The organism is Duncaniella muricolitica (genome assembly GCF_910574735.1).
GTDB classification, from domain to species: domain Bacteria; phylum Bacteroidota; class Bacteroidia; order Bacteroidales; family Muribaculaceae; genus Duncaniella; species Duncaniella muricolitica.
On the sequence record NZ_CAJTCF010000063.1, the window covers coordinates 1 to 25,464 of the forward strand.

Genomic DNA, 25,464 nt, shown 5'->3' on the forward strand with positions numbered 1-25,464 from the left:
GTACTCAACCGCTTCGATACCACCGTCTCCAGTTGGAAAGGTTGGAATTTCCTCGCTTTTATCGTTATTTTCCTTAAAAAATTTCACAAATCAAATTAGTTTAAACAACTTCATTATTAAAATTGTGTCAGCAAATAAGTTTAATCTTGACCTTGTGCCAGATTGACAAGAGCATTTTGACGACCTTTATGGCTTTTTTGCGGAGAGAAACCTTAAAGTAAAACCAGAAACAGTGTCTTTCCGACTATTACGTTCGTTAAGCCATATTGAAGGCTTTATGGTCCATTGCAACATAAAGCCCCCCAAAGTCAGCTCTGATAACTCACTGCGAGACCTCATTTTGTATTCCAGACATATTGTGTCCGTCATAATAATTCTGTTTTCTTGGCCAAGTGCCAGAATATTCTTTGCCAATTCGATTTTACGCCGTCAGACACAGTAGTTTTCTTTGCCAAATTCTCTCGAAAATCGATAAGATGTTGATTGCCAATATTGAGTATGTTTTTCAACGAGGAGGAGTACTAAGCCCACGCAAAAGGATTAACCCAAAGAATACCAAAGAGTTGAGCTTCGCATCAAGCGACAGCCCAACTCTTTTTTCTTGCATTTTACCCCCTTTTACAGCATAATAAACCGGCGTAAAATTAGCGCACCGATAAAAAAGGAATATAAACAATCGGGATAAACTGTTGTAAAACTGTTGTAAAACTGTTGTAAATTCGCTTAAAATAAAAGAAACGGAACATATGGGTAGCCACGGAAAACGCATCAAAATAAAAACGTATCAGGATAATCTTACCGATGTTATCCTGACACGCTCTTTTTCGCAGCGGTTCAATCTTTTAGGTTATATTGATACAGCCTTATGGATAGCGGGGACATAAAGTTTTAACAATTTTCGTTATGTAGTGTTATACAAATGTATTACTTTTACACTACAAATAATATCAAACGTTATGAACACATCATCAGTCACCCGTAAGCAGACCTCTTTCCGCCTGAGCGAGACTCTTCTTGCAAAATTGCAGGAAGAAGCCCGGCGTCATAACAGAAGCCTGAACAATCTTGTGGAAAGTGTGCTTATGGCATTTGTTTCAGACCATCCCAACAAAACGACACTGGCAGCAATGAAAGAAGCGGAGACTTCGGACAATCTCGAGACTCTTGATATGAAAAGTTTCCGCAACTTTGTTGACTCGCTATGAATGAACTTAAACTAACATCCCAGTTTAAAAAAGACCTCAAACGCTATAAGCACAAGGCGGCGGTCATCGACAAATTGGAAAACATACTTAACCTGCTGGTCGAAGGATTGCCTGTCCCTGAAGAAAACAGACCCCATATTTTGACCGGCAATTATAAAGGATATATGGAGTGTCACGTGGAAAGTGACACTCTGCTGATTTGGTGGGATAAGGAAGCCGGAATAATCAAGTTGGTACGCTTCGGTACACATTCCGAACTATTCTGACACGCTCACCCCTTATCCAATGATTAGCAGGTATTACTGAATCTCAAACCTGACATCGCGGGGTAAACCGAACTTGTCGGGGTGGTCGAGCATGACGCCGGCTGTGTCGTTTGAGACGGCTATTGCCGCACCGTCGTCATACAGCAGCCAGATACATTCGTCAAGTCCCGGTATCTGTGAGAAATCACTGTGAATGCCGGCTCCATCGGTCAGCACGGTCAGCACACGGTAACCGTCAATCCACTCCCATCGAAATTCAAGGTCACGGGGCTGGGATTCAGGTCCGTATTCCATATCATACTCGGCGAGCATCCTTATCGAATGGCGGTAGGCTCTTTGCAAGGCTTCGTCCGAGCCTTTGAGGGCGACTTTAAGCAGAGTCGCGAATTTATCGTTGACATCAATCATATCATATCGGTTTTGCAAGATTCTGTTCTATAAGGTCATAGTTGCCGGCATTTGCCTCGGTGCGGCGCGGGAAGGTTGCCGCGAGGCTCTCCCGGCCATACTTGCGGGCAAAGCGCATGGTGTGGAGCGAGCCGCTCTGAGCCGGACACTGGGCCAGTATCACAGCCTCGGAGAGTGCAGCCTGAAGACGGTTGCGGGCCACCAGACGTGTGGGATTGGCTTTGACGCCTATCGGTTGTTCCGACAGCATCAGACCGCCGTTGCGCAATATTGACTCTTCAAGCACCTTGTTCTCACGCGGATGTGTGATGTCGAGTCCGTTTCCCACGATGGCTATCGTGCCTCCATTGACATCAAGACAGCCACGGTGGGCGGCTGCATCGCATCCGAGGGCGAGACCGCTCACCACGACATACCCTTTCCGGGCATAGTCCGCACCGAGCTGATAGGCTTTCGTATTCCCCTCCTTGTCGGCTGAGCGTGCTCCTATTATAGCCACAGCTTTTTCGGCTTCCAGCAGCTTCAGGTTGCCTTTGCAATGTATCACTGCCGGACAGGCGGCACCGATGGCAAGCAGGCGGCCCGGAAACCGTGAATCCTGACAGGATATGCTGACGATACCCAGTTTTTCCTGTCGGTCAAGTATTGAATTGGCCTTGTCAAGATACCCGTCAAACTCCGGATTCTCTTCATACAGACGGTCAAACTCTGCAAGGTCGGTCTTTATTATTTGTGAGGTGGGCATGCCCGACATCTGCAATGCCATCACCTCGTCGATATTCAGTTTACTCATTTTTCAGTTCTGTATAAATTTAAAACTTCGTTGAGATGCATAGGATTATCGCAAATCGGGAATGCATCTGTATACTTCATATAAGCAGTCCATGCCGCCCGGTCGTTCCGGTCAGGTAGCCGGTCATGCTCGCGACACCAACTGAGATACGCGCCTAATCTTCCATTCTTTCTGTCATAATTATCATCAACTGGTGGCGTAAATGCGGATGCCTGACGCGGATCGGCAAGAATATCGTCGATATGCTGTAGCAAAATATCTTTCATACGATATAAGTCTTTGCGAGCCAAATCGCGAGCCCATGCCCCCATGATGGATACACGCCTGCACTTACGCGGCTCAGACTATCTGTCGCGCCCAGGATTGACAGAGGTAGTCCTCGGTGAGCCACCCATTCTCCGACGGCGGTCGATGACGAGTTCAAGCAGGTCGTAGAGATGGGTCATTCCGGCATCCTTACACTGGTGACCGAAATCGTCCACCACCTTGAAATAGCTGTCCCACACCAGACCTGTCAGGGCTTCTACGTGAGAGTCGCCAAGCAGGTCGTCGGCTGTCGAACACAGGGCGGAGACTCGCGGAGCGTTGTCACGCACCGACTGCACGGCGTCATAACGCCCGTATTTGTCGAGAGTAGCCTGTGTCAGAGTATAGGTCTGAACACCATCGAGACGCTTGCAGAAGTATGTATGCTCCTCACCGACCCATTGGGCTAACTGTGACTTCGGGAAAAGACAGGGGTTGACGATGACCACATCGGCATCGCCCGACTCACATTCAAGGGCCATAAAGCCTCCCAGCGAGGTGCCTATGATTATTTCCGGGTGTTCCTCGCGTATGGCGCGGTTGATTACCTCCAGAGAGCTGTCGGGGTCAGCGTCCAGCTCAGGGGCGATCACCCGGTAGCGACCCTTGAACTTACGTTGCAACTGTCTCTGCTTGGCTCCGTTGGCTCCCGACATAAACCCGTGGAGATACATCATCACGGGGAGTGTATCGCTTATGTTTTCTACAATATCATTCATTTTCTTAGTCATTTTGTTTGTTGTCAAGTCCAAGCCTGCTTATTACCTCCTCTATGGTACAGGCTCCGTCAGCATTCATTTGTGAGTATTTCATGATACTCTCATTGAGAGATTCGTTCCAGTCATACTCTCCATGCGTAAGATTCCCCCAAAGCACTCTACTCCATTGCAATTCAGGCAACTCCCGACCTATTATCCACCTCCCTTCAGGAGTCAGGATGTCGGCTTTCCGAGTTCCGTAGTTGTGGACGTAGAGTAAAAGGTTGCCCTTGGGGTCACGAGCCAGATCGGGGTGTCGCGACCACCATTCAATAAGGCCTCCCAACCTTGGCAGACTGCGCGCCGAAGAGCAGAACAAGCAGTCACCGATTGCAGCCATATACAATGAGCGGTCGGCAAGTATCTCCCCGGAGTGTTCCAACAGTCTGTAGGCATGCTCCCGAAACGAAGGATAATAGCATGCAGTCGATGCCAGAAGCAGGAGGCGCACATTCTCCGTTTGCGTCTCGCAGACATCCATTCCGCAACACACATCAAGCACCTGTGGCAGACGAGAGAAATGAGTAGACAAAGAGTCAAGTTGCTCGGCTGTCACTCCGCTGTCAGGTCGACAGACAAGACGGAACGCCACACGCCTGTAGCTCCACAGCTTATACTTCACTACCAGCTCTCTTAACTGTCTGACAACATCGTCAATGGAATCTCCGGAGTAAATTCTGGAAAGGAAACCCAAAGGCTCTTCCGCCAATAGCTTTACATCCCGCTCATAGTCCAGGGCAATCAGTCGGTGTCCTGACGGAATCTCTCCGCATAACGCCTGCTTTACCTCTTCCGGGGTGCTCATTCCTTCAGCTATAAAACTCGTTGTTTTCATTTTGTGTCGTCAGTATTATATTGTTTTGAGAGAATGTTGAGTATTATAATATGATAGCAGACCGAATGAATCAGTCACGCACATGCAAAGATAGCCAATAAACGGATACAGTGATAGTTAAATCGTTTCTTGACACTATGTGGCTGCTGTTTTTAACTCAATTTCTTGACAGAACACCTCAGTTATCCCATTATCTCGACACTATAAGGCAACAATTTACGGATTTTTCCCCGCTATAGCTCATAGGTAAATTTTGGGTGACAATTGGAAGTCATTATAACACTTATGGTTGATAAGAGCCCACAATATTCGTCGGCGTGTTGTGATGGTGGGAACCGGGGCGTAGCCGTCGGTAAAGACAATCATGCCGTCATACTCTTTGTGTTCCTCAAAGTAGTCGACAGGCGGCTGGAAGCACGTGCCTCCACGCCCTGCGATTTTGACCGCTTTAGCCGCCTTACGGACTGGAAGTAACGGCAAATGTATGTCTGCATCAAACTGTATGACATCGATCTGCGGAATGCCGTATGTGAAGAATGAATTGATGATACCGAAAAACCGCCGTATGTCATTACTCGACACCGAGCCACTTGTGTCGATGGCTACAAGTAGCCGGGTGGTATATGGGTGAACTACACCCATCTGATTCCAGCCATAACGGCGACTGGGGCGCATACGTGTCAGCCTCCGCTGTGTGGAGAGTATCGAAGCCTTGAATAGTCCGAGCTGACGTCTGACATTAAGCGATTTCTCAATCGACAGTTTGAGCAACTCCTGCATTCCTCTCGGTATCGAGCCCCACATTCTTGACAACATGGCATTCTCGATAAGCTGGTTCATACGCTCGCATAGCAATTCGTCTTCCTCCCATAGAGCCGACGCGTCGGCCTTTGATTTGTCAAGCAAATCGCCGAGACCACGGCATCCCGGCTCCTCAGAGTTGTCAGATGTCCCTGATGCAGAGTAATTGCCATCGGTTCCTCCGGACGATTTTGCATCGTCTGAATTATCCGATGCCCCCTCTTCTGATGCGTCCCCTTGACTACAATCCTCGGTACTATTCCCCGCAAACGATATAATCGGCTCCATTTGATGGTAAAGAAGATTGTAATACTCCTCAAACGACAGTTTTGCAGGCAGTTTCAGTTCTGTATGCTGCAACGGATTGATACTGCAGCGGCTATGCTCATAAATGGTGACATCGCTTGCAAGAGTCAGCACTTCCGGCACAGCATTCAGTGGTTGTCGCTGATAAGGATGCTTAAGAAGAATCCTTATCATCTCATGTCGCAACAATAATTCACATTCCAGATCTGTCATTTTGTCGAGTAAATCCGGATTGTACTCCAATACAAAATGTCCTGAACGGAACGGGCATGCCATTTCCCGGTTTTCCGTTGTTTTGTGATAACATAAAGTAGAGAAAAACAACGGTTCACACAGAAACCATCGGTCAGATATCTCTTGTATAATCATATTTTAGGATCGCTCATGTAGAAATTTTACTGATTCGATTCAAAAATAAATCTACGTTCTTGACCATTAACAAACAGCTTTACATCCGGATTATGCGCAATGTCCTTAAGCTTCAGGATTTTATCAAATGATTCCATTATTGTCCAGATTATATCGACTATTTCTCCACCGACAGTCCATATTTTGAGGTGGCACTTGGGAGTGATAGCTACATGAAACTTTGCAAAACTACTCTGATTGTACCACATGGGAGGTTGTTCCTCCTTCCATGCTGTGTTATAAGGCAATAGCCTATCAAAATAATAACACATAAAATCCTCAAATTTAGTGCAATCTTTACAATTAAAGTCATAACCGGTATTGGAGGAGGCAGCAGCAGTCATACGCAATAACCGAATGAATGCGATATTGGTGAGTATCAAACTTGTGCTGCGCTTTTCTTTATATACAAAGTATGTCCTTTTGTTATCCAGAGAACGGACAAGCATGACATCTTTATTTAAGACTACGTGTAAATGACGTAAATGAGTGCCTTTTACAAAAAAAATATACCCCAGATTCATCAGACACCGATAGATCTCGCGATTCATGTTCTTGTCGGCTTCGGAATAAGAATCGCTTTTCACAGGAATCGTTTCGAGATATGTCATTCTGACATCATCAATGCACCATCCTCCGGCATTTTTACTAATAAGTTTCGTAGGGCATTTGCCATCACCCAACTCAATGCCTTGCGTCAGTGCCTTTCTTCCGATCCATGGAAGGTGTTGTTTAAACAAGGCCAAATCGTCGCAACACTGCTTATAGTTGTCAAACGTAAGCACCGAATGCAAATACGCATTGCTGAATATCTGCATCTTCATAACAAACTCATGCTTCTCAGTAACTTCCAGCGTCACACCGTCAAGACCGATTTCCTTTATATAAGGCTCGACTAAAGACCGACTGAGAATCATTGACTGCATCTCAGTCTTTGCATAGTCATCATATTTCTTCTTAATATCCCTTAAACCGTTGATAGCAGCCTCCAACAGTGGTATATAAGGTTCCCAATCTGCTAATGGCAAACTGGTGAGGCCTTGAGCCGCATAATGCTCCCCGTATGACATTTCCATTTCCATATCAATATATGATATACCAAACAAATGACCTTTTATAACGCATCCCGGAGCCGCAAATATTTTAAACTCATATTCACTTTCAAATGTATATTTGCATCCAAGTCGGATTAGGTTCGGCTCGATGATAGGACGTATATCTAATTGTTTTTTATCATACGAATTTGCCATCTTAAGCAGAGTTGTTAAATCCTCATAAATCAACTCGCTATTAATTATACTTTTTACCATAACGACCAATATTTTTTAGATTTTTTCAACGAAAGATTTCAATACATCCGCGTGTTATTTCAGCGAGTTCTCTATCTTGTGAGGGCAAGCAGCGCAAAACAGTGATGGCACGGATATAAACCAGCCATCTATGATATTAGGTATCGGCATGCCAATCAGGCCTACGTTGGATTAAAGCTAAATTCCTTATCTTTATCATCCAGATAGAACTGGTATTTAATGTCCTTTATCTTTAATATTTCATTCCAGTTTTCCATTACCTCCCAGATGACATCTATAGTGTCACCGCCCGTTGGCCGGATTTTAATATAACAGTCAGGTGCTAACATTACATGAAATATACCTCCATTATGGTAAGATTCTTGGCCAAACCTCCAATACTTCACAGAGCGTGTTTGAACGTTATTCCATGAAGTATTATAAGGTAAAAGCCTTTCAAAATAAAAGTATAAATTATCCAAAAACGGGATGTCAGTATAATAGTGATAAGTTGACCTTACGTCAAAATCATAGCCGGTTTTAACTGATGCAGCCGCAGTCATTTGAAGTAAATGGACGAACGTTTTATCTTTAACCTTCATTTTACGTCCTTCTAAAGTCTCTTTTTTGTAACTAAAGTATGTGTACTTGGTCGATAATGATCTAATCAGAGAAATATCCTTATTCAACACTACATGTAAGTTATCATTCTCGACATAAAAGATATATCCAAGATCAGAAAGACATTTATAGATGGTCGCGCCAATCCTTTTTTTATCTTGAGAAAAATCACCATATTCAGGGAACACGTCAAGATAAGTCATTTTAACATCACAGGCTCGCCACGGTCCACTATTTTTACTCACAATATCTCTGAATCCACCACATTCAAACTCGACACCACGCCGTATTCCCGGCTTTGTAAACACGTGCAGCGATTTTGCAATTGATACAAAATCATCGCAATGTTGTTTATAGTTGTCAATCGTCAGGAGTGTCCGCAGACTCGCATTGTTGACAATCTGCATTTTCATTATCACCCCCATGTTTTCTGCAACCTCAAGTGTCACATTCTCAAGCCCGATTTTGTTTATATATGGTTTTACAAGCGATAGACCCAGCATTGATGATTTCATCATAGTCTTAGCCCGATAGTCATACTTTTCCTTTAACTCATTAACACGAGTCACTAATTTCTCCAAAAAAGGCATATAAAATGTCCAGTCTCCTATTGGCAAGTTGATAGGGGACTTTGTTTCTCCGAAATATTCACCATGAGATATTTTCACTTGCAATGATATGTAAGTGGGATAATCGCAATGATTTAAGTGCCCGGTTAACATACACCCCGGAGCCACATGTATATCAAATAATTTGCTGTGATTTCGATAATTCGACTCAAGGGTATATGGATATCCGAGTTGTTTAAGATTCGGCTCAATAATCGACCTGAAATCTATCTCTACAGCTCTTCTTTCAATCAGTTTCAAAGTTGAAGATCTTAGTTCATCGAGGTCTTGATTTATAATTTTGCTATTTAGCCAATTGTTTTGCATAATAAAGTGTTTTAATTATATCTCATCTACAAAAGCACTAAACTGTAAAATCAGGTCTACACATTTCTGACCTATATACTCGCGAGCCTTCGAATAAGTGTCTCCGAGAAACGCCTTGATAAAGTAGGCGTAGGCTTCACGGCGATTGGTGTCCTGAAGCCATTTTATATATGACGTAAGATTGCGCTGCATGGAGGGAGAGAATTTTGCCACACTCTCCAGCGAATTCAGGACAGTCAGGATATCATCGTTGAGTATGGGGAAATTCTCGACCGGGAATTCCTCCAGCTTTGCCTGGATCTTATCGAAAGATTTCAATACATCCTTACCGGTCACTGACTTTTCTTTCTGCGACTCCATGAAGGCGGCGGCAGCTTTTACGCCGACAATACCGGCTATCATCTTGGCTCTTGCTGTCGAAATCTCCCTGACTCCCTCAATGGCACGCGCCACCCGCTCCCATGCGCGGCGGTCGGGCGACTTGTCGAGTGAATTGGCGGTGGCGTCAAACCGGCTGTCGAGCATCAACGGTTTGTTTTTAATGAACGTGATGACACGCTCGTCAAGCCCGGCCGACGTTGCCCATTTAATCCAGTCTTTCACCGTCGGGACAAGATTGTAGATGTTGAAACGCGACACCAGAGCCGGGTCAAGTTCGCCCACCTGATACTCCTCGCCGTCGTTGACTGCCGAGATAATGCGACTCCCTTCGGGCAGACGGCGGCCGGCGAGCTTGCGGTTGAGCACAAGATCCATTACAGTCTGAAGCATTTCGGGGCGTGCGCGGTTGAGCTCGTCGAGAAACAGCACTATCGGCTCTCCGTCGGTCGGAAACCAGTATGGCGGCATAAAGTCGGTCTTGCCGGTCTCCTCATTAAGGCGCGGCAAGCCGATAAGGTCGCCGGGGTCGCTCATCTGACCGAGAAACAGGGCCGTGACAGTGATGCCTTGTGCTGTGAAATAGTCTTCTACTATGCGCGACTTGCCTATGCCGTGGGTTCCTACAAGCATAATGTTTTGCTCGGACGGTGTCGCCTCAAATATCTCGTAGAGTTCGCTTATGTCAATTTTTATTGCCATATTCAGTCGTGTTGGATTTTTTCTTGTATTGAATTAATCAGAGCCTTGATGTTATCGTGGTCAAGTTGTTCAAGCGCAATCCATACCTCAATCGGAGGCAACTGATGCTCTCCTATGGAAACATGCTGAAAAAACTGTATCCTACACACGTTTCTGCGGCATCGGCTCTTTATCATCTTTTTCCCTTGAGGTGTCTTCAGAAGTGAGACAAGACGGTTTATATCACGACGTTTTGCCGGCTCACTCCTATTGAGCAAATCTGTGCGGCAGGGAATTTCCTCAATTTCGTATATAAGGATAAATGTGTCGCAGTTTTTCTCTTGCAGAACGGCCCGTAGAGCATTGACATCGTCCTCTGATGTCACTTTGGTTCCTGTCAGTTCTTCAATACGCTTATAGACATCTTCGATGGATCTGAAACTACCCGCTTCATCATTCTCGTTCTCAGCATAGCGCATATCGAGATAATACTTGTCGGGAAACCAGCCTTTTTCAGGGTTCTCTCTCTTCTGAGCAAGTTCATATGCCCATAATACACCTTCAAAGTAGGGGCAAAGTGTCTCGAAGTTGTCACATACTTCATCCCATTCTTCGATATATGTTCTCCCGGCTCCTTCAAACACGAAAGATATACAATCTTCCTCACGCTTAAGCTCCGACCATTGACCTCTTCCATCTTCAGCTTCCTCGCCGTTAATCTCGGTCATTAGGTCACATAGCCATGGTCCACCTTCGGCATTCTCAACCTTCTGCATGATTCCGAACAAGCGGTCAAGCTCTTCCGGTTCGCCGGCTATGCGATATTCACAATAACTCCAGTCTGCCATTTTCTATATTTGATTATGATTACGTCAGCAGCTTTATGATGGCGAGTTTCACGGTGGCGATGAAGTCGGGGAAACGTTCGTCGGAGAAGATTTTCCACGGACGGAAGGCACAGAGCCACAATGCTGCGACCACACACAGCGCAATCTTAATCCACAGCGTATGCACCACCGTCGCTACCATCGCAATGGCCAACAGGGGTATCAGCCATTGCGACAGCAAAAACGATATGGTCACCAACAGGTTAAGGAGCAGGCGTAGTTTTACCACAATCCAACCTCTACGAATCCTGTCAATTTAAAATCTTAGTATCATCGAAGTAGTAACGGTCAAAGATTTTTGTCATCTTGTAGACATCCCCTTTAGCCGAGTCCTTATGTTCAGCCTTGAACACTCCGATGAACTCGAAAGTATCCCCTTTGCAATGCAAACGCTGAGTCACGTCATCTTTCCAGTCATCGCAGACCCCATTTATACCTATAGGCTTGTCACAGTTACGGAATAATACGATTGGCAACGTCTCCAATGTTTCAGGCTTCAAAGACTTTTCCAAATCAAATCGAAGATTATTTAGGTCCTCAGAACAACCGATCCCTCGGAACAGTACGCCGTTTTTTACAACCGCCCGTCTCATCGGATGCTCCTTGCGATACTCCTCCCCTATGTAATAAAATGGGTTCAGCATATAAAATTCATGCTTGAAATAGCCTAATCTGTTCAAATGCCAACATTCTTCAGGCAGATTGCTGTCTTTGCCAAAGCCTACATTCTCAGAATAGAAGTCTTGAAGAGAATTGGGATCTAACGAACGATCATGCAATAGGATATCACAATGTTGAGAAAATTGAATCTTCCTATTATTGTAATATCCGTCTGTTAGATATGGCATATCGTCGATTCCTATTTCAACGGAATTAAAATCTAAGCTCATAATTTAGTGTTTTTTAAGGTTATCGGTTGATGACATTGCTGTCAGGCGGGTGGCGGCGGCGATGTAGTCGAGCTCGACACGGACAAGTGAAAGCAGCGGAGCTATGAAGTTCCAGTCCACATTGTCGCAATACCATCCGCTGACGAGTGTAAGCGTTCCGGGACGGAAGGAATCGAGCTCTATTTTATGCTCATTCCTACTTTTGTCTTTGACAGTTACAGTCTGTCCCTTCACAGATGCTTTGATATTGTCGGTAATCTGACGCATGACAGTAAGCACCGGTTCGAGACGTATGAGAAGGTCCTCCATGCGTTCGGTATGGTCGAGATGGATTTGCTTCAATGACTTTGCTTTCATAGGCTGCAAGCCATCCTCACCTTCCGACAACAAGGGTATCGTGCGTGATTGTTCCTTGTCGACAATCCACGCACTGCCTGTCGAGCGCATTATACGAAGGCCTTCGATTTCAGAAAGCCTGTAGTCGCCTTTGGTTGTATGGAACACAACACGCTCCACTATGCCCTTTACCCAACTGTCATACCATCTCTTGAAATACAGAGGATTCCCGTCAGACGCAAGAATACCCTTGCGGATTAACATATCGCGATGGTAACGGTCTGCCGTTGAGAAAAGACGACCGAGAATGCGTATGGGGAAGAAAACATTCTTACCCGCGCTCATGCGGTCTTGTGTCATGATACGAAGAGAGAATATGCCCGCCAGTGTATCGTGGTCAAAGAATTCAAAGTCGGAATCAAGAGTGCTGTCGCCGAGCTGCTCTGTCTCACTATGATCTATGGCAGCAACAGTGTCATCCTGAAGTGCGACAACATATTCAATGAATTTTTTCAGGTGGCTCACATTATCCTGAAGCCGCTTTTTCTCCGTCGGGTCTGTAGTGTTTCTACTCTTTTCTCCTATGGTGCCGACCAATGCTGTGAGGAAGTTCTCCGCACACCCTTTTGCCACGGCATCGACAAGCCCGTCAAACAGATCTTTATGAACTATCGGAAGGAAGAATTCCCTGTTGACACGCCTTATGCCTGAGCAATAGCTGTCGGCACTGCGTCTGGAATGTCCCTTGTTTAACCACCACTGACGGAAACCTTCAAGGAACTTATCGGTATTAGTCTCGGTCATTTGCCTGAGTTTAGCCTTTCCCGCTCCCCTGAGGAAAGAGATAAAATGACGAAAGCGTGGAAGCTGCTATCTTATCCCAAATGTGTCCGGGCGGTGGAAGAAGCCTTCAATGCTTGGGTATAAGTGCAAACTCCCACGCCGTATGAGTATACGACGCGCGACTGTCCACTTTTCTTCTGATTGGCCTTTAAGCTACCACACATAAGACTCATGAGAATCAGTAAGACACTTTCGTGTTTTGACTATGAACCGCCTTAACGGTACACTGCAAAGTTAAACATTATTTTGCGTTTGTCCAAAGCCATTTTGAGAATCAGAGTGTTAAATCCGTTCTTGACTCTAAAAATCAGTGATTTTAACATTATCTCTTGACATCCTGCAATTATGGAGACGGAGGGGAGATATAAAAGATATAAACAGGTCATTACAGCCTATGCCGATTGTCGGATTTTGCGTAACTTTGTGGCCGTTTTCAGATGTATAATCTCTCATTTAAATATATTACAGACATGCACACCGACCTCAAAGCCATAGGCGTATATGACAAAGAGCTGGACCTGTTTGAAAGCCAGTATGTCACCCCCGAAGGCATATCCTACAACTCTTATATAATCTTTGACGAGAAGACAGCACTCATCGACACCGTCGATCAGCGCATGGCCGACGAGTGGCGCGACAATCTCCTCTCGTCGCTCCCCGAAGGCAAGACCATCGACTATCTCATAGTGCAGCACCTCGAGCCCGACCACTCATCACAGATCGAGTGGGTGATGGAGCGTTTCCCCGAGTGTCGCCTCGTATGCACGGCCGTAGCACACAAGATGCTCCCGCTCGTGGCCGACAACGCCCCGTTTGACCACCGCATCATGGAGGTAGCCGAAGGCGACACTCTGAGCCTCGGCTCTCACGAGCTTCACTTCATCACCGCCCCCATGGTCCACTGGCCCGAGGTGATGATGGTCTATGACTCCACAGCCAGGACACTCTTCTCGGCCGACGGTTTCGGTCGCTTCGGTGCGCCCGACCCCTCGCAGCCCTGGGCATGCGAGGCACGCCGTTATTATTTCAACATCGTGGGCAAATACGGACTCCCCGTGCAGACCGTACTCAAGAAGCTCGCCGGCAAGCAGATCGACGTCATCGCACCCCTCCACGGCCCCATACTCGAGGGCGATCTCACCGACTATCTGCGCCTCTACCGCACCTGGGCAGCCTATGAGGTGGAGACCGAGGGTGTGCTCGTGGCCTATGCATCCATCCACGGCATGACAGCCAAGGCGGCCAAGGAGCTGGCCGAGATACTCCGTAAAAAGGGCGCACCCAAAGTTTCGGTCACCGACCTGTCGCGCGACGACATGGCCGAGGCCGTCGAGGACGCCTTCCGCATGAGCCATCTCGTAGTCCTCTCCCCCACCTACGACTCCGACATCTTCCCGCCGATGCACGACTTCATCCACCATCTTGCCATCAAAGGCTTCCGCAACCGCCGCGTCGCCATTGTCGAGAACGGTCTCTGGGCACCGGCCGCCGGACGCAAGATGCGCGGCATGTTTGAACAGATGAAAGACATATCCATCGTGGAGCCCATCGTGACCCTCCACGGACGCCTCACTCCCGCCGACATCGACCACCTCTCCACCCTCGCCGACAACCTTCTGAATTAAAGGAGATACAAAAGTTTCAAAAGGACATAAGAAACATAAGTTTTAAATAATTTAAGACAGGAGCGTGATTAAGACAGGAGTACAGGAGTAATTATTTTTTTATTCTTTGCCGCTTGTCTTTAACTTCACTCCAGTACTCCTGTCTTAAATTATTTAAAACTTATGTTTCTTATGTCCTTTTGAAACTTTTGTATCTCCCTGTATATTCCTAAACTTTTGTGTAGACCTTCTTTCCGGCCACGTATGTAGCGTGCACGAGGCGGTCGGGTGCGAGAGTCTGGAGTATGAACAGGCGGTCAAACACGCTCTCCACCTCCCTCATTCTCCACTCTATAAACTCGTCGGGCTTCATGTCGAGCACCACAATATCGGCCTCCATTCCCGCGCGCAGGGCCCCCACCCTGTCATCGAGATGCAGAGCACTGGCACCGCCGAGAGTAGCCATATAATAACTGCGCATGGCGTCGAGCGCGTGGCCGCGCAGCATGCCCACCTTATAGGCCTCGCCGAGCTGACGCACGAGCGAAAAACTCGTGCCGCCCCCTATGTCCGACCCTATGCCTACCCTGCACGGACGCCCGGCTTCCTTGGCCTCCCAGTAGCGAAACTCGCCGTCACCGAGAAACAGGTTGGACGACGGACAATGGACCACGCCACACTCCGCCTCATAGAGCCTCTGCCACTCGCGCGGCTCCACTATACAGCAATGAGCCATCACCGACCGCGGCCCGACAAGTCCATAGCGGTCATACACGTCGGTGTAGTCGCGAGCCTCGGGAAAGAGCGACTTCACCCACTCTATCTCACCCTCGGCCTCGTCGAGATGAGTGTGCATATACACCCCACGGTCGAGATATTTCTGATAAAGCCTGCCGGCCAGACTTAACTGTTCGGGAGTGCTCGTAGGCGCAAACCGCGGTATCACGGCATAAAGCTGACGGCCACGCCCGTGCCACTTCAGGAGCAGACGTTCCGACACGTCCACCAACTCCCCGGCATCACGGTCACGCAGATTGTCGGGCAGATTGCGGTCCTGAAGCACCTTGCCGGCTATGGTGCGCGCATTGTAACGCTCCGACTCCTCAAACAGCGCGTCGACCGACTCCTCAAACGTCGTGGCAAACACGTTGGCCGTCGTGGTGCCATGGCTCAGCGTCTGACGGAAAAACATCCGCGCTACTTCGCGCGCATAATCCTTGTCGCGATAGCGGGCCTCGACGGGAAACACATATTGGTTAAGCCACTTGAGCAGCGTATCGCCATACGACCCCACCATGGGCGACTGCACATAATGCACATGACAGTCCACAAACCCCGGCATGATCAGCGAGTCGCTCCACACATCTATATCGGTCAGTTCCGGCCATGCGGCAGCCGTGGCGGCATAATCGCCGACAGCCACAATCAGCCCGTCACACATCACCACGAGCCCGTCCTCATAATGGTCATAACACTCCGCGGCCCCGCATACAAACGGGTCGGCCTTAAACGTAAGCACCTCACCGCGAATCCCTTTGAGCTTTCCTTTCATACTTCTGTAAAATGCCTTTTTAATATACTTAACCCCCGGCCCGATACAAAAGTTTCGGGGGATACAAAAGTTTCAAAAGGACATAAGAAACATAAGTTTTTTAATTTAAACAGGAGTACAGGAGTAATTATTTTTTTATTTTTAGCCATTTGTCTTTAACTTCACTACTGTCTTAAAATTAAAAAACTTATGTTTCTTATGTCCTTTTGAAACTTTTGTATCTCCCCTTATGAAACTTTTGTATCCCCCCGAAAATACTCTCTGACAGCCCGGGCGAAATGCTCTTTCTCGAGAGCATGCACCTTGGCCTCGACAGTCTCGGGCGAGTCTGACGGCAAGACCTCAACGCGGGCCTGATGCAACACACGGCCCTCGTCACACCGGTCAGTGACCAGATGGACGGTAATACCCGTCTCACGTTCGCCGGCAGCCACCACAGCCTCATGTACATGCCGCCCATACATACCCTTGCCGCCATATTTGGGCAACAGCGACGGATGTATGTTTATCACCCTGTCGGGGTAACGACCGAGCAGAAAGTCCGGCACCATCAGCAGAAAACCCGCCAACACTATCCCGTCCACGCCATACTCATCCATCACCGGGAGCATACACTCCGGGTCGCGTATCTCGGCGGCAGGCATCACCCTCACAGGCACCCCGAGTCGTCCGGCACGCTCTATAACGCCCGCTCCGGCCTTATTACACACTATCACAGCCACTTCCATGCCACAATCGTTGTCACGGAAATAACGCACCAGATTTTCGGCATTAGACCCGTTGCCCGAAGCAAACACGGCCAGTCTCTTTACACACTTTTCCATGCCGTGAAGATACAAAAAAATCAGATACAAAAGTCTCAGGAGATACAAAAGATTCAAAAGGACATAAGAAACATAAGTTTTTTTAATCTAAGACAGGAGTAATTATTTTTTGTACTCCTGTCTTTATTACCCCTGTACTCCTGTCTTAAAATTAAAACTTTTGTTTCTTATGTCCTTATGAAACTTTTGTATCTCATAGAGATTTCGTAAATTTGTGACAGGTAAGATTAATCACATGGACCACTATATAGTATCGGCGCGAAAATATCGCCCATCGACATTTGACAGCGTAGTAGGCCAGAAAGCCCTCACCGCAACGCTCAAAAATGCCATCTCCTCGGGTCGACTGGCCCACAGCTACCTGTTCTGCGGCTCGCGCGGAGTAGGCAAGACCTCGTGTGCGCGCATCTTTGCCAAGACCATCAACTGTCTCTCGCCCACCCCGGCCGGCGAAGCGTGTAACCAATGCGACTCATGCCGCGCCTTCAACGAAGGCAACTCGCTAAATATCATAGAGCTCGACGCCGCATCCAACAACAGCGTCGACGACATACGCCAGCTCGTCGAGCAGGTGCAGGTGCCACCCGGACAGGGAAAATACAGAGTATTTATCGTCGATGAGGTCCACATGCTGTCGTCGGCCGCATTCAACGCCTTTCTCAAGACCCTCGAAGAGCCCCCGAGCTATGTGATATTTATCCTCGCCACCACCGAGAAACACAAGATAATCCCCACCATACTCTCACGCTGTCAGATCTACGACTTCAACCGCATCACCGTACGCGACATCGTTGACCACCTCGCCTACGTGGCCGCAAGCGAAGGCATGACAGCCGAGCCCGCGGCTCTCAGCGTCATCGCACGCAAAGCCGACGGAGCCATGCGCGACGCCCTGTCGATATTTGACCAGGTAGCGGCATCCTCGCGTGGCAACATCACATATGCAGGCACAATCGAAAACCTCAACGTGCTCGACTCCAACTATTACAACCGCCTGCTCGACTGCTTCCTCCAGAATAAGACACTCGAGACATGGCTCATATACAAGGAGATTCGCGACAAGGGATTTGACTCACACTTCTTCATCAACGGCCTGGCCGACTACATGCGCGACCTCATGGTGGCGCGCGACCCCTCGACCATAGTCCTGCTCGAAGCCGACGATGACGTAAGAAATGCCATGGCACAGCGGGCCGCCAAATGCCACCCCGAGTTTATCTACCGGGCCATGAACCTATGCAACGAGGCCGACCTCAACTACCGCACAGCCTCCAACAAGCAATTTCTCGTCGAGCTGACCCTCGCCAAGATATGCCAACTATTAAGCCCTTCTCCGGTCAATAGCGGCGAAGGAGAGGGGCAATTACAAAAAATCGCCGCCAACGGAGCCGCCAACGCCACCCCGGCCCGTCCCCAGCAGCCTCAGCAGCAACCTCAGCAGCAGCAACAACCCCGGCAGCCCCAACAACAACCCCAGCCGCAGGCCGCCCGCCCATTAGCCCCATCCGCCCCATTAGGCCCATCCCGCCCATCGGCGGCCCCCTCGGCAGCCCCCTCGGCAACCCCCTCCCGCCCCACCGTAAAGCTCGGCACCGGCAAGACCTTCTCCATCACCGGGCGCAACGCCGCCAACGGAGCCGCCAACGCCACCCCGGGACAAGGCACATCCGCGACACAGCTACGCGACGCAAAATACACCGTCGAACAGCTCAACGCCGGATGGCAAGCCTTCATGAAAGCCAACCCCACCTATCACATACTGGTCAACACCATGCGCGCCTCCTATCCCGCGCTCGTCGAGGGCCACACCTATCGGGTGATGGTCGAGAACGAAAAGCAACGTGAAGAGCTCGAGACCCACATGCAGCCTCTACTCGCCACACTGCGCGACGCCACGGCCAACGACCACATAAGCATCATCATAGAGCTCAACCAAGGCGAAGCATCGCCCCACACATGGAACGAGCGCGAAGTGCTTCAGCACATGGTGGAGAAAAATCCCGAGATGCGCGACTTCATCGAATCGCTACAGCTCTCCATAGGCTGACCCCCTCTAAGGCTTGCTTATATATCGCTCGTAATAGGTCATGATAAGCGACGTGAACGGCAGAGCGATAATCATGCCGATAATACCGAGCATATAGCCCCACACCGACAGCGACAGCAATATCACCGCCGGATTCAGACCCATCTCACGCCCCATCACATGGGGCGTGATCACATAGTCACACACGCTCTGGCTCACTACATACACCAGACAACACTTGCCAAACTCGGGCAGAAACTCCACCGTCCCGCCAAGCGAGAATATGAAACACACCGCAGCCACAGGCACCAGCGTGACATACTGAAAATAAGGTATCATATACAGCACACCCACAAGCAACCCCAACGGAATAGCCAGCGGAATGCCGACTATAGAGAACCCCGCACAGTAAAACACCGCCGCACACAGGGCCACGACACCCTGCCCGCGGAAATAACGGTTCATACTCGACTCGACATCCCTCACCACACTCATCACCTGACTGCGGTAACGCCCGGGGATTATCAGCTTGAACCCCCTCGTGATCTGATGATAGTCTATGAGTATGAAGAGTATATACACGAGCGTCAGCAGCCACTCGAGCGTATGGAGCACTATACCGACCGACTCGGCCACCAGCGACGACCCGCGCCTTATCAGTGTGTCCATGTGCTGGAGGCTGAACAGCTCCTCAAAATTGTCGGGCTCGAAATAGCGGCTCAGAATATCAGTCATTCTCCTGTATGACTCCGGCATAGGCTTACGGCCCGACGATAAATCCTTCACTATGTCGGCCATCATATTGACCTCGCTCACCACCGAAGGCAGAAACATGTATATGACTCCGCCTATCACCACCGTCACCTCGAGCAGTGTCACTATCACCGCCACGATGCGCCCGTCGAGACGTATCCAGCGGCGGTTGAGCTCAACAAGCGGCTGAAGCATATAAGCGATGAAGCATCCCACGAAAAAAGGCAGCAGCACCTCGCTCAGATAGCCCAGAAGCCAAATGATGCCCGCAGTGAGCACCAGCCCTATGATCAGCCGCATTATACGGTCGGAAGTCCAATAAGTTACGGAAGGCATCGACATGACGATTGTGTTTTTGAAACGCGTTTATATCACCATAACACATCCCCGCGCGTTACTGTTTACGCCACACCGGCCTCACAATCACGTCCGCCCCTGAAAAACTTTTGTATCTTCTGAAACTTTTTTAACCTTTTGTATCCCCTGTTAAATATTATCTGATTTTTTTGACTAATTTTGTACCTTGAATAAGAAGTGATTTTGCCCAGATGAGATTTGACGAATTGGAGCTGAGCGACGATGTGCTCGACGCACTCGACGCCATGCGGTTTGGGGAGTGTACCCCCATACAGGAACAGGCCATACCTGTGATATTTCAGAAACGCGACCTGATAGCCGTGGCCCAGACAGGCACCGGAAAGACTGCTGCCTATCTTCTGCCCGTTATCGACATGCTTGCCGACGAGCCCGAGCCGGCCGACTCGGTGAGCTGCATAGTCATGGCCCCGACACGCGAGCTCGCACAACAGATTGACCGCCAGCTCGAAGGATTCTCCTACTATCTCCCCATCTCGAGTGTGGCCATCTATGGCGGCACCGACGGCAAAGAATTTGCACGACAGCAGAACGGCCTCAAGCGCGGAGCCGACGTAGTGATAGCCACTCCCGGCCGCCTCATAGCCCACCTCCAGCTCGGAGGCATCGACCTGAGCCGCGTGCAATACTTCATACTCGACGAGGCCGACCGAATGCTCGACATGGGATTTTTTGACGACATCATGCAGATAGTCAAGCATCTGCCTCAGGAGCGTCAGACCCTCATGTTCTCGGCTACAATGCCCCCGAAGATTCAGCAGCTCGCCAAAGCAATACTCAACGACCCGGCCGAAGTCAAGATAGCCGTGTCGCGACCCACCGAGAAAATCGACCAGAGCGCGTGTGTAGTCTATGAAAACCAGAAGACTCCCGTGTTGCGTCACCTCTTCAAGACCATAAGCCACAAGCGCGTCATCGTCTTCGCCTCGTCCAAACTCAAGGTCAAAGACCTCGCCAAATCGCTGCGCAAAGACGGCTGGCGTGTCGGTGAGATGCACAGCGATCTCGACCAGGAAAGCCGCGACGAAGTGATGAGAGGTTTCCGCTCGGCCAACCTCGACATACTCGTGGCCACCGACATACTCTCGCGAGGCATCGACATCGATGACATCTCGCTTGTGGTCAACTATGACGTGCCCCACGAAGCCGAGGACTACGTGCACCGCATCGGCCGCACGGCCCGCGCAGGTGCCGGCGGCTCGGCCGTGACCCTCGTCAGCACTGCCGAGCAGCGAGCTTTCGGACTCCTCGAAAAATTTCTCGGCTACGAAGTGGCCAAGCGCGAGCTCCCGGCATCCATCGGCGAGACTCCGGCCTACACCCCCTCACGACGCTCCCAGGGCTCGGGAAGCCGCCGGCCTGCCGACCGTCGCGGCTCAGGCCGCAACTCCAAGCCGGCCCGACAGACTCCGCGCGACAAGCAGCCCAAGAGCTCGACACCGCGTCAGCAGGCTCCCGCTCCCAACCCCTCACAGACCTCCGAAACAGCCAAAACACCCAAAGCATCCAAAAACAAACGACGCTACTATCACAACAAACGCAAGGAATCATAGCCGCCTCATCTTCCCCCTCCCGCCCCACCCTTCACGACTCCATTTCACACTGTTAACATCCACTCCACCAACATAGATATATGATGAATCCACTGTCGTCAATTCTTACCGTCGCTGCCCTGGTCATGGCACCGGTAGCCTCGGCTCAGGTCACAACCCTGCTGCCCAAGCACACACGCTCTGTCATATACAACTACACACCCGCCGAGACCCCCGACTCCACAACCGTCGCCGCGCTCGACGCCGACGGCGAGCCCGAACTCAACATGATGTTCTTTGACGGCGAAGAGATGGTCATGGACAACGACAGCCTCTATATGGAGTATGACTCCTTCAACCCCTACCCCATCCCCTCGACATACTTCAAGCCGACAGTCTTTGACAAGCTCCACATACTCAAGTCGTTCGGCATCGAGGACAACACCGTCCTCTCGCCCGGCATAGACCCGCTCGTCACCGAGTGGATCACCCGTTCCGAAGCCCACGCCCGACTCATGGAGCGTGTGCGACAGCGTTACATCGTCGACTACCCCTACCTAATACAGTATGACGAGGCCCACCTGCCCGAGCCTCCAAAAAAATACACCGCGACAGTCGACCCCTCCACCGCACGCATACTCATACGCGAAGTGGTGCCCACCAAGGAAATGCCAAAGACCGAACTCGGAGCTAAATTCGGCAAAAAACACTGGCTCAAGACTTTCAACGCCAATCTGCAATTCTCCCAGGCCTACGTCTCACCCAACTGGTATCAGGGCGGCAACAACAACCTCAACGCCATCCTCAACCTCTACTACAACGTCAAGCTCAACACAGCATTCCACCCCAAATGGCTGTTTGAAAACACTTTCCAGTACAAGCTCGGCATGAACAACGCCCCCGACGACGAGCTCCACGACTACAACATCTCGGAAGACATCTTCCAGTGGAACATGACCGTCGGCTACAAGTCGACCAAACGCTGGTATTACTCGATGAGCACCCAGTTCAAGACCCAGCTCCTCAACAATTACAAGCCCAACACCACCACACTCAAGGCCGCATTCATGTCGCCCGGCGAGCTCAACGTCGGTGTCGGTATGACCTACAACTACACCAACCCCAAGAAGACCGTCACCTTCGACGCCTCCATCTCGCCCCTCTCCTACAACATGAAGACATGCTTCCGCAAACGCATGAACGAGACCTCCTACGGCATCGAGGAAGGACGCAAAAGCGTGAGCGAATACGGTTCGAGTGCCGAAGGAAAGCTCCAGTGGACCATCTGCGACAACATCTCGCTCCGCTCGCGCCTCTTCGTCTTCTCCGACTACGACTACATCCAGAGCGACTGGGAAAACACCCTCATGTTTACCATCAACCGCTTCCTCACCACCCAGATCTACGTCCACATGCGCTACGACTCCACCTCGCCCGTCATCGAGGACACCGACTGGCACAAATTCATGCTCAAGGAGATACTCTCCTTCGGCTTCACCTACAAGTTCAACACCTGATAACACACCCCACATCCCCTCTTCCCATGCCCTCTCCCCTGCCCACAAGCCACACATCAGGCCATAGCTCCTGCCACAGATTCAGGACATATGCCGCATCTGTGGCTTTCCTTATAGCCTCCCTCCAGCTTATGGCCCGCGGCGTGCTCGACACCCTGCCCGACGAAGACTGCCTGCCGGGCTACGAATCAATAGCCAAAGTCACCTCGCGCATGGCCGCCTCACCGCTCCACGACATCGAAGGAATATGGGAAATGGCCGGAGAAGGCTCTCTCATGGCCATAGAACGCGACCCCGCCACCGACGGAGCCTCGGCCCTCTACCGCATGATAGTCATCAACAGTGCCTCTATATCCACACGCCAGGGCACCGTAATAGGCTACCTCACCCCCACCTCCCGACGAGGCAGCTATGACGCACGCATCTACACAGCCCTGTCCGACGACCACCGACGGCTCATACGCCCCTCGCGCAACGTCATCTCTCTCTCCGACGACGGCTCGCGCATAACCTTTAAACCATACGGCCGCACTCTGCGTTTCAACTGGTGGAGACTCCTCCTCCCCTACATGTATCGCAGCGTCATCACCCCCATCGAACACCCCAGGGGCGACCTCGACGGCTGTGTGCGCGTCTACCCCGCCCCGGCCACACCGCTTAACCCACGTTATCTATGAAGCCGCCACGACACATCCCCCTACCCCTCACGGTCCTGCTCCTGACAGCCGTATCGTTGCTCTCACCCCCCGCCCCGCCTGTCCGCGCCGACAACACCCTGCGCGGCAAGCGGCTCACACTCTCATCCTCATCACGCGACGCCATCGCAGGCATAAAAATATCACCCGTCACGCCACCCGACACTTTACGCAACCCCTCGCGCGACTCCATACAAGCCTCAGGCTACGACAAACCGCTCCGCACCAACCGCGAGACACTCCTCATCACCAACGCCACCGCCCGACGTCTCAGCGGCCTCGCGCTCACCCTCACCTACACCGACCTTCAGGGCCGTCAGCTCCACCGGCGCACCGACACCCTCCACACCGACATACCGTCCGGTCACACACGCATGCTTCGGCTCGCCACATGGGACACCCAGCAATCCTACTACTACCATCGCAGCCGCTGTCCCCGCACAGCCAACGTCACCCCCTACGACGTCACCTGCCACATCGACTTCATACTCCTCCCCCCGACACCATAAAATAAATCACCCACCCCAACACCTACCCACCATCAGCCGCCCCCCACCCGCCCCCGCAGTCACAAAGCCCACAGCCCCATTCGGCCCATTAGCCCCATTCGGCCCATTAGCCCCATCCGGTCCATTAGCCCCTGCAGCCACAAAGCCCATCCGCCCCATTCGGCCCATTAGCCCCATTCGGCCCACAGCCCAAAGAGTCCCCCACCCGGCCGGCCACAAAAATTACCAATTACTCAACCGGCTTGCCGCTTGGCTCACCAAAAAAATTACTAATTACTAATTGCTAATTACTAATTAACACAAATGACCTCCCTGTTATCCCACTACCATCTTCTCGGCCTTGTACTCGGCCTCTGCACATTTCTCATCATAGGCATCTTCCACCCCATAACCATCAAATGTGAATACCACTTCGGCCACGGATGCCGGTGGTGGTTTCTACTGTTAGGCATAGCAGCTGTAGGCGGCTCCCTATGGGTAAGCGACCCCTTCTGGTCCTCCCTGTTAGGCGTCCTCGCCTTCAGCTCCTTCTGGACCATAGGAGAAATCAAAGAACAGCGTCAGCGAGTACTCCGCGGCTGGTTTCCCATGAACCCCCGCCGCCGCGCCGACTACCTCCCCGACCCCAAATCCCCCCAAGAAAACTAAAATCACATACACACCTCAGCATAATATCCCGACAAAGATTCATCTCCCTCAGCAAAACACCAAGACTGAGACCGCAATCCCATCGTCAACAAGATGCCCCGACAAGGATTGCATAATCCATTCTGCTCTCTCCCTGTCAACAGGATGTCCCGGCGGGACATCAGGAAATTAATAGCCGTATGCATCCGAGCCTGGAAGGCTCAGGATGCATACGGGAATAATGAATCAGAATTGAAGAGGGTGTTGCAGAACTCCTCTGATTAAAGCCTCTGAGAATTGAATATTTTAGAATAATCTGGATTTTTTCGAGATTAGTTCGTATATTCGATTCTCAGGGAGTTGAAAACCGGGCATACACTAAAAAACAGCGAAAATCGGTCTTTTCAGGCCGATTTTTGTATGTTTTTATGCAATTTCAGGATATTAAGAGCCATGAATACGAAGCCGAGATCCATTGTGACCTTGGCTTTTCCGAAGTGGCGG

25 protein-coding genes and 1 pseudogene are annotated in these 25,464 nt (G+C 50.1%); 10 read left to right on the top strand and 16 right to left on the bottom strand.

Annotated elements, in window-relative coordinates; translation table 11 throughout:
* From QGT73_RS12840 to QGT73_RS12850, 3 genes and pseudogenes are all read left to right on the top strand, one after another.
* Positions 1-99 (top strand): annotated as a pseudogene (locus QGT73_RS12840) (IS5/IS1182 family transposase); the annotation flags it as partial.
* A gap of 857 nt (positions 100-956) precedes the next feature.
* On the top strand, positions 957-1,205 hold the full coding sequence (locus tag QGT73_RS12845) for a toxin-antitoxin system protein (protein ID WP_280122660.1): 249 nt from the start codon (positions 957-959) through the stop codon (positions 1,203-1,205).
* On the top strand, positions 1,202-1,471 hold the full coding sequence (locus QGT73_RS12850; RefSeq protein ID WP_280122661.1) for a type II toxin-antitoxin system YafQ family toxin: 270 nt from the start codon (positions 1,202-1,204) through the stop codon (positions 1,469-1,471). Before QGT73_RS12845 ends, QGT73_RS12850 begins: the two co-directional genes overlap by 4 nt.
* 33 nt (positions 1,472-1,504) lie before the next feature.
* On the opposite strand, the gene QGT73_RS12855 is transcribed toward QGT73_RS12850, so the two are convergent.
* The 13 genes from QGT73_RS12855 to QGT73_RS12915 form a co-directional block, all read right to left on the bottom strand.
* On the bottom strand, positions 1,505-1,879 hold the full coding sequence (locus QGT73_RS12855; RefSeq protein WP_280122662.1) for a hypothetical protein: 375 nt from the start codon (positions 1,877-1,879) through the stop codon (positions 1,505-1,507).
* Position 1,880: 1 nt separating this feature from the next.
* A complete protein-coding gene (locus tag QGT73_RS12860; protein ID WP_280122663.1) occupies positions 1,881-2,672 on the bottom strand; it encodes a DNA-processing protein DprA in 792 nt (263 codons plus the stop codon).
* Positions 2,669-2,938: a hypothetical protein gene (locus QGT73_RS12865; protein ID WP_280122664.1), complete on the bottom strand. Its 270-nt coding sequence runs from the start codon at positions 2,936-2,938 to the stop codon at positions 2,669-2,671. Before QGT73_RS12865 ends, QGT73_RS12860 begins: the two co-directional genes overlap by 4 nt.
* 78 nt (positions 2,939-3,016) lie before the next feature.
* A complete protein-coding gene (locus tag QGT73_RS12870) occupies positions 3,017-3,709 on the bottom strand; it encodes a YqiA/YcfP family alpha/beta fold hydrolase (protein WP_280122665.1) in 693 nt (230 codons plus the stop codon).
* Positions 3,702-4,571, bottom strand: a complete 870-nt coding sequence (locus tag QGT73_RS12875; RefSeq protein ID WP_280122666.1) for a hypothetical protein — start codon at positions 4,569-4,571, stop codon at positions 3,702-3,704. The genes QGT73_RS12870 and QGT73_RS12875 overlap by 8 nt, the downstream gene beginning before the upstream one ends.
* A gap of 240 nt (positions 4,572-4,811) precedes the next feature.
* Positions 4,812-6,047 (bottom strand): VWA-like domain-containing protein, encoded by a 1,236-nt coding sequence (locus QGT73_RS12880; RefSeq protein ID WP_280122667.1) that lies wholly within the window; start codon positions 6,045-6,047, stop codon positions 4,812-4,814.
* A gap of 26 nt (positions 6,048-6,073) precedes the next feature.
* On the bottom strand, positions 6,074-7,396 hold the full coding sequence (locus QGT73_RS12885; protein WP_280122668.1) for a hypothetical protein: 1,323 nt from the start codon (positions 7,394-7,396) through the stop codon (positions 6,074-6,076).
* 161 nt (positions 7,397-7,557) lie between these two features.
* Complete coding sequence (locus QGT73_RS12890; protein ID WP_280122669.1) at positions 7,558-8,865, bottom strand: hypothetical protein; 1,308 nt, start codon at positions 8,863-8,865, stop codon at positions 7,558-7,560.
* Positions 8,866-8,946: 81 nt separating this feature from the next.
* Positions 8,947-10,011 carry an AAA family ATPase gene (locus QGT73_RS12895; RefSeq protein WP_280122670.1) on the bottom strand — a complete coding sequence of 355 codons (1,065 nt, stop codon included), beginning with the start codon at positions 10,009-10,011 and terminating at the stop codon, positions 8,947-8,949.
* A gap of 2 nt (positions 10,012-10,013) precedes the next feature.
* Positions 10,014-10,838, bottom strand: coding sequence for a hypothetical protein (locus tag QGT73_RS12900; protein ID WP_280122671.1), 825 nt, complete (start codon positions 10,836-10,838; stop codon positions 10,014-10,016).
* 19 nt (positions 10,839-10,857) lie between these two features.
* Entirely contained in the window at positions 10,858-11,106 is a 249-nt protein-coding gene (locus tag QGT73_RS12905; protein WP_280122672.1) for a hypothetical protein, read from the bottom strand.
* 22 nt (positions 11,107-11,128) lie between these two features.
* A complete protein-coding gene (locus QGT73_RS12910) occupies positions 11,129-11,767 on the bottom strand; it encodes a hypothetical protein (protein ID WP_280122673.1) in 639 nt (212 codons plus the stop codon).
* 3 nt (positions 11,768-11,770) lie between these two features.
* Positions 11,771-12,907, bottom strand: coding sequence for a hypothetical protein (locus QGT73_RS12915; protein ID WP_280122674.1), 1,137 nt, complete (start codon positions 12,905-12,907; stop codon positions 11,771-11,773).
* Positions 12,908-13,416: 509 nt separating this feature from the next.
* On the opposite strand from QGT73_RS12915, the gene QGT73_RS12920 reads away from it, so the two are divergent.
* Positions 13,417-14,571 carry an FprA family A-type flavoprotein gene (locus QGT73_RS12920; RefSeq protein ID WP_280122675.1) on the top strand — a complete coding sequence of 385 codons (1,155 nt, stop codon included), beginning with the start codon at positions 13,417-13,419 and terminating at the stop codon, positions 14,569-14,571.
* Positions 14,572-14,779: 208 nt separating this feature from the next.
* Here QGT73_RS12920 and guaD read toward each other — a convergent pair whose 3' ends face one another.
* Together guaD and purN are read right to left on the bottom strand one after the other, a co-directional pair.
* Positions 14,780-16,102 (bottom strand): guanine deaminase, encoded by a 1,323-nt coding sequence (guaD, locus tag QGT73_RS12925; RefSeq protein WP_280122676.1) that lies wholly within the window; start codon positions 16,100-16,102, stop codon positions 14,780-14,782.
* Positions 16,103-16,329: 227 nt separating this feature from the next.
* A complete protein-coding gene (gene purN / locus QGT73_RS12930; RefSeq protein WP_280122677.1) occupies positions 16,330-16,926 on the bottom strand; it encodes a phosphoribosylglycinamide formyltransferase in 597 nt (198 codons plus the stop codon).
* 235 nt (positions 16,927-17,161) lie between these two features.
* On the opposite strand from purN, the gene QGT73_RS12935 reads away from it, so the two are divergent.
* Positions 17,162-18,973 carry a DNA polymerase III subunit gamma/tau gene (locus QGT73_RS12935; RefSeq protein WP_280122678.1) on the top strand — a complete coding sequence of 604 codons (1,812 nt, stop codon included), beginning with the start codon at positions 17,162-17,164 and terminating at the stop codon, positions 18,971-18,973.
* Positions 18,974-18,979: 6 nt separating this feature from the next.
* Here QGT73_RS12935 and QGT73_RS12940 read toward each other — a convergent pair whose 3' ends face one another.
* Positions 18,980-20,047 carry an AI-2E family transporter gene (locus QGT73_RS12940; RefSeq protein WP_280122679.1) on the bottom strand — a complete coding sequence of 356 codons (1,068 nt, stop codon included), beginning with the start codon at positions 20,045-20,047 and terminating at the stop codon, positions 18,980-18,982.
* Between the two features lie 206 nt (positions 20,048-20,253).
* Between QGT73_RS12940 and QGT73_RS12945 the strand changes: the two genes are divergently transcribed.
* The 5 genes from QGT73_RS12945 to QGT73_RS12965 all read left to right on the top strand — a co-directional run bounded on the left by QGT73_RS12945 (position 20,254) and on the right by QGT73_RS12965 (position 24,981).
* The gene (locus QGT73_RS12945) at positions 20,254-21,633 is read left to right on the top strand and encodes a DEAD/DEAH box helicase (protein WP_280122680.1); all 1,380 of its coding nucleotides are present in this window, start codon (positions 20,254-20,256) and stop codon (positions 21,631-21,633) included.
* An 80-nt stretch (positions 21,634-21,713) separates the two neighbouring features.
* Positions 21,714-23,129 (top strand): DUF3078 domain-containing protein, encoded by a 1,416-nt coding sequence (locus QGT73_RS12950; protein ID WP_280122681.1) that lies wholly within the window; start codon positions 21,714-21,716, stop codon positions 23,127-23,129.
* A 26-nt stretch (positions 23,130-23,155) separates the two neighbouring features.
* On the top strand, positions 23,156-23,806 hold the full coding sequence (locus QGT73_RS12955; RefSeq protein WP_280122682.1) for a hypothetical protein: 651 nt from the start codon (positions 23,156-23,158) through the stop codon (positions 23,804-23,806).
* Positions 23,803-24,333, top strand: coding sequence for a hypothetical protein (locus QGT73_RS12960; protein ID WP_280122683.1), 531 nt, complete (start codon positions 23,803-23,805; stop codon positions 24,331-24,333). Before QGT73_RS12955 ends, QGT73_RS12960 begins: the two co-directional genes overlap by 4 nt.
* Positions 24,334-24,636: 303 nt before the next feature.
* The gene (locus QGT73_RS12965; RefSeq protein WP_280122684.1) at positions 24,637-24,981 is read left to right on the top strand and encodes a DUF4491 family protein; all 345 of its coding nucleotides are present in this window, start codon (positions 24,637-24,639) and stop codon (positions 24,979-24,981) included.
* The last annotated feature ends 483 nt before the right edge of the window (positions 24,982-25,464 follow it).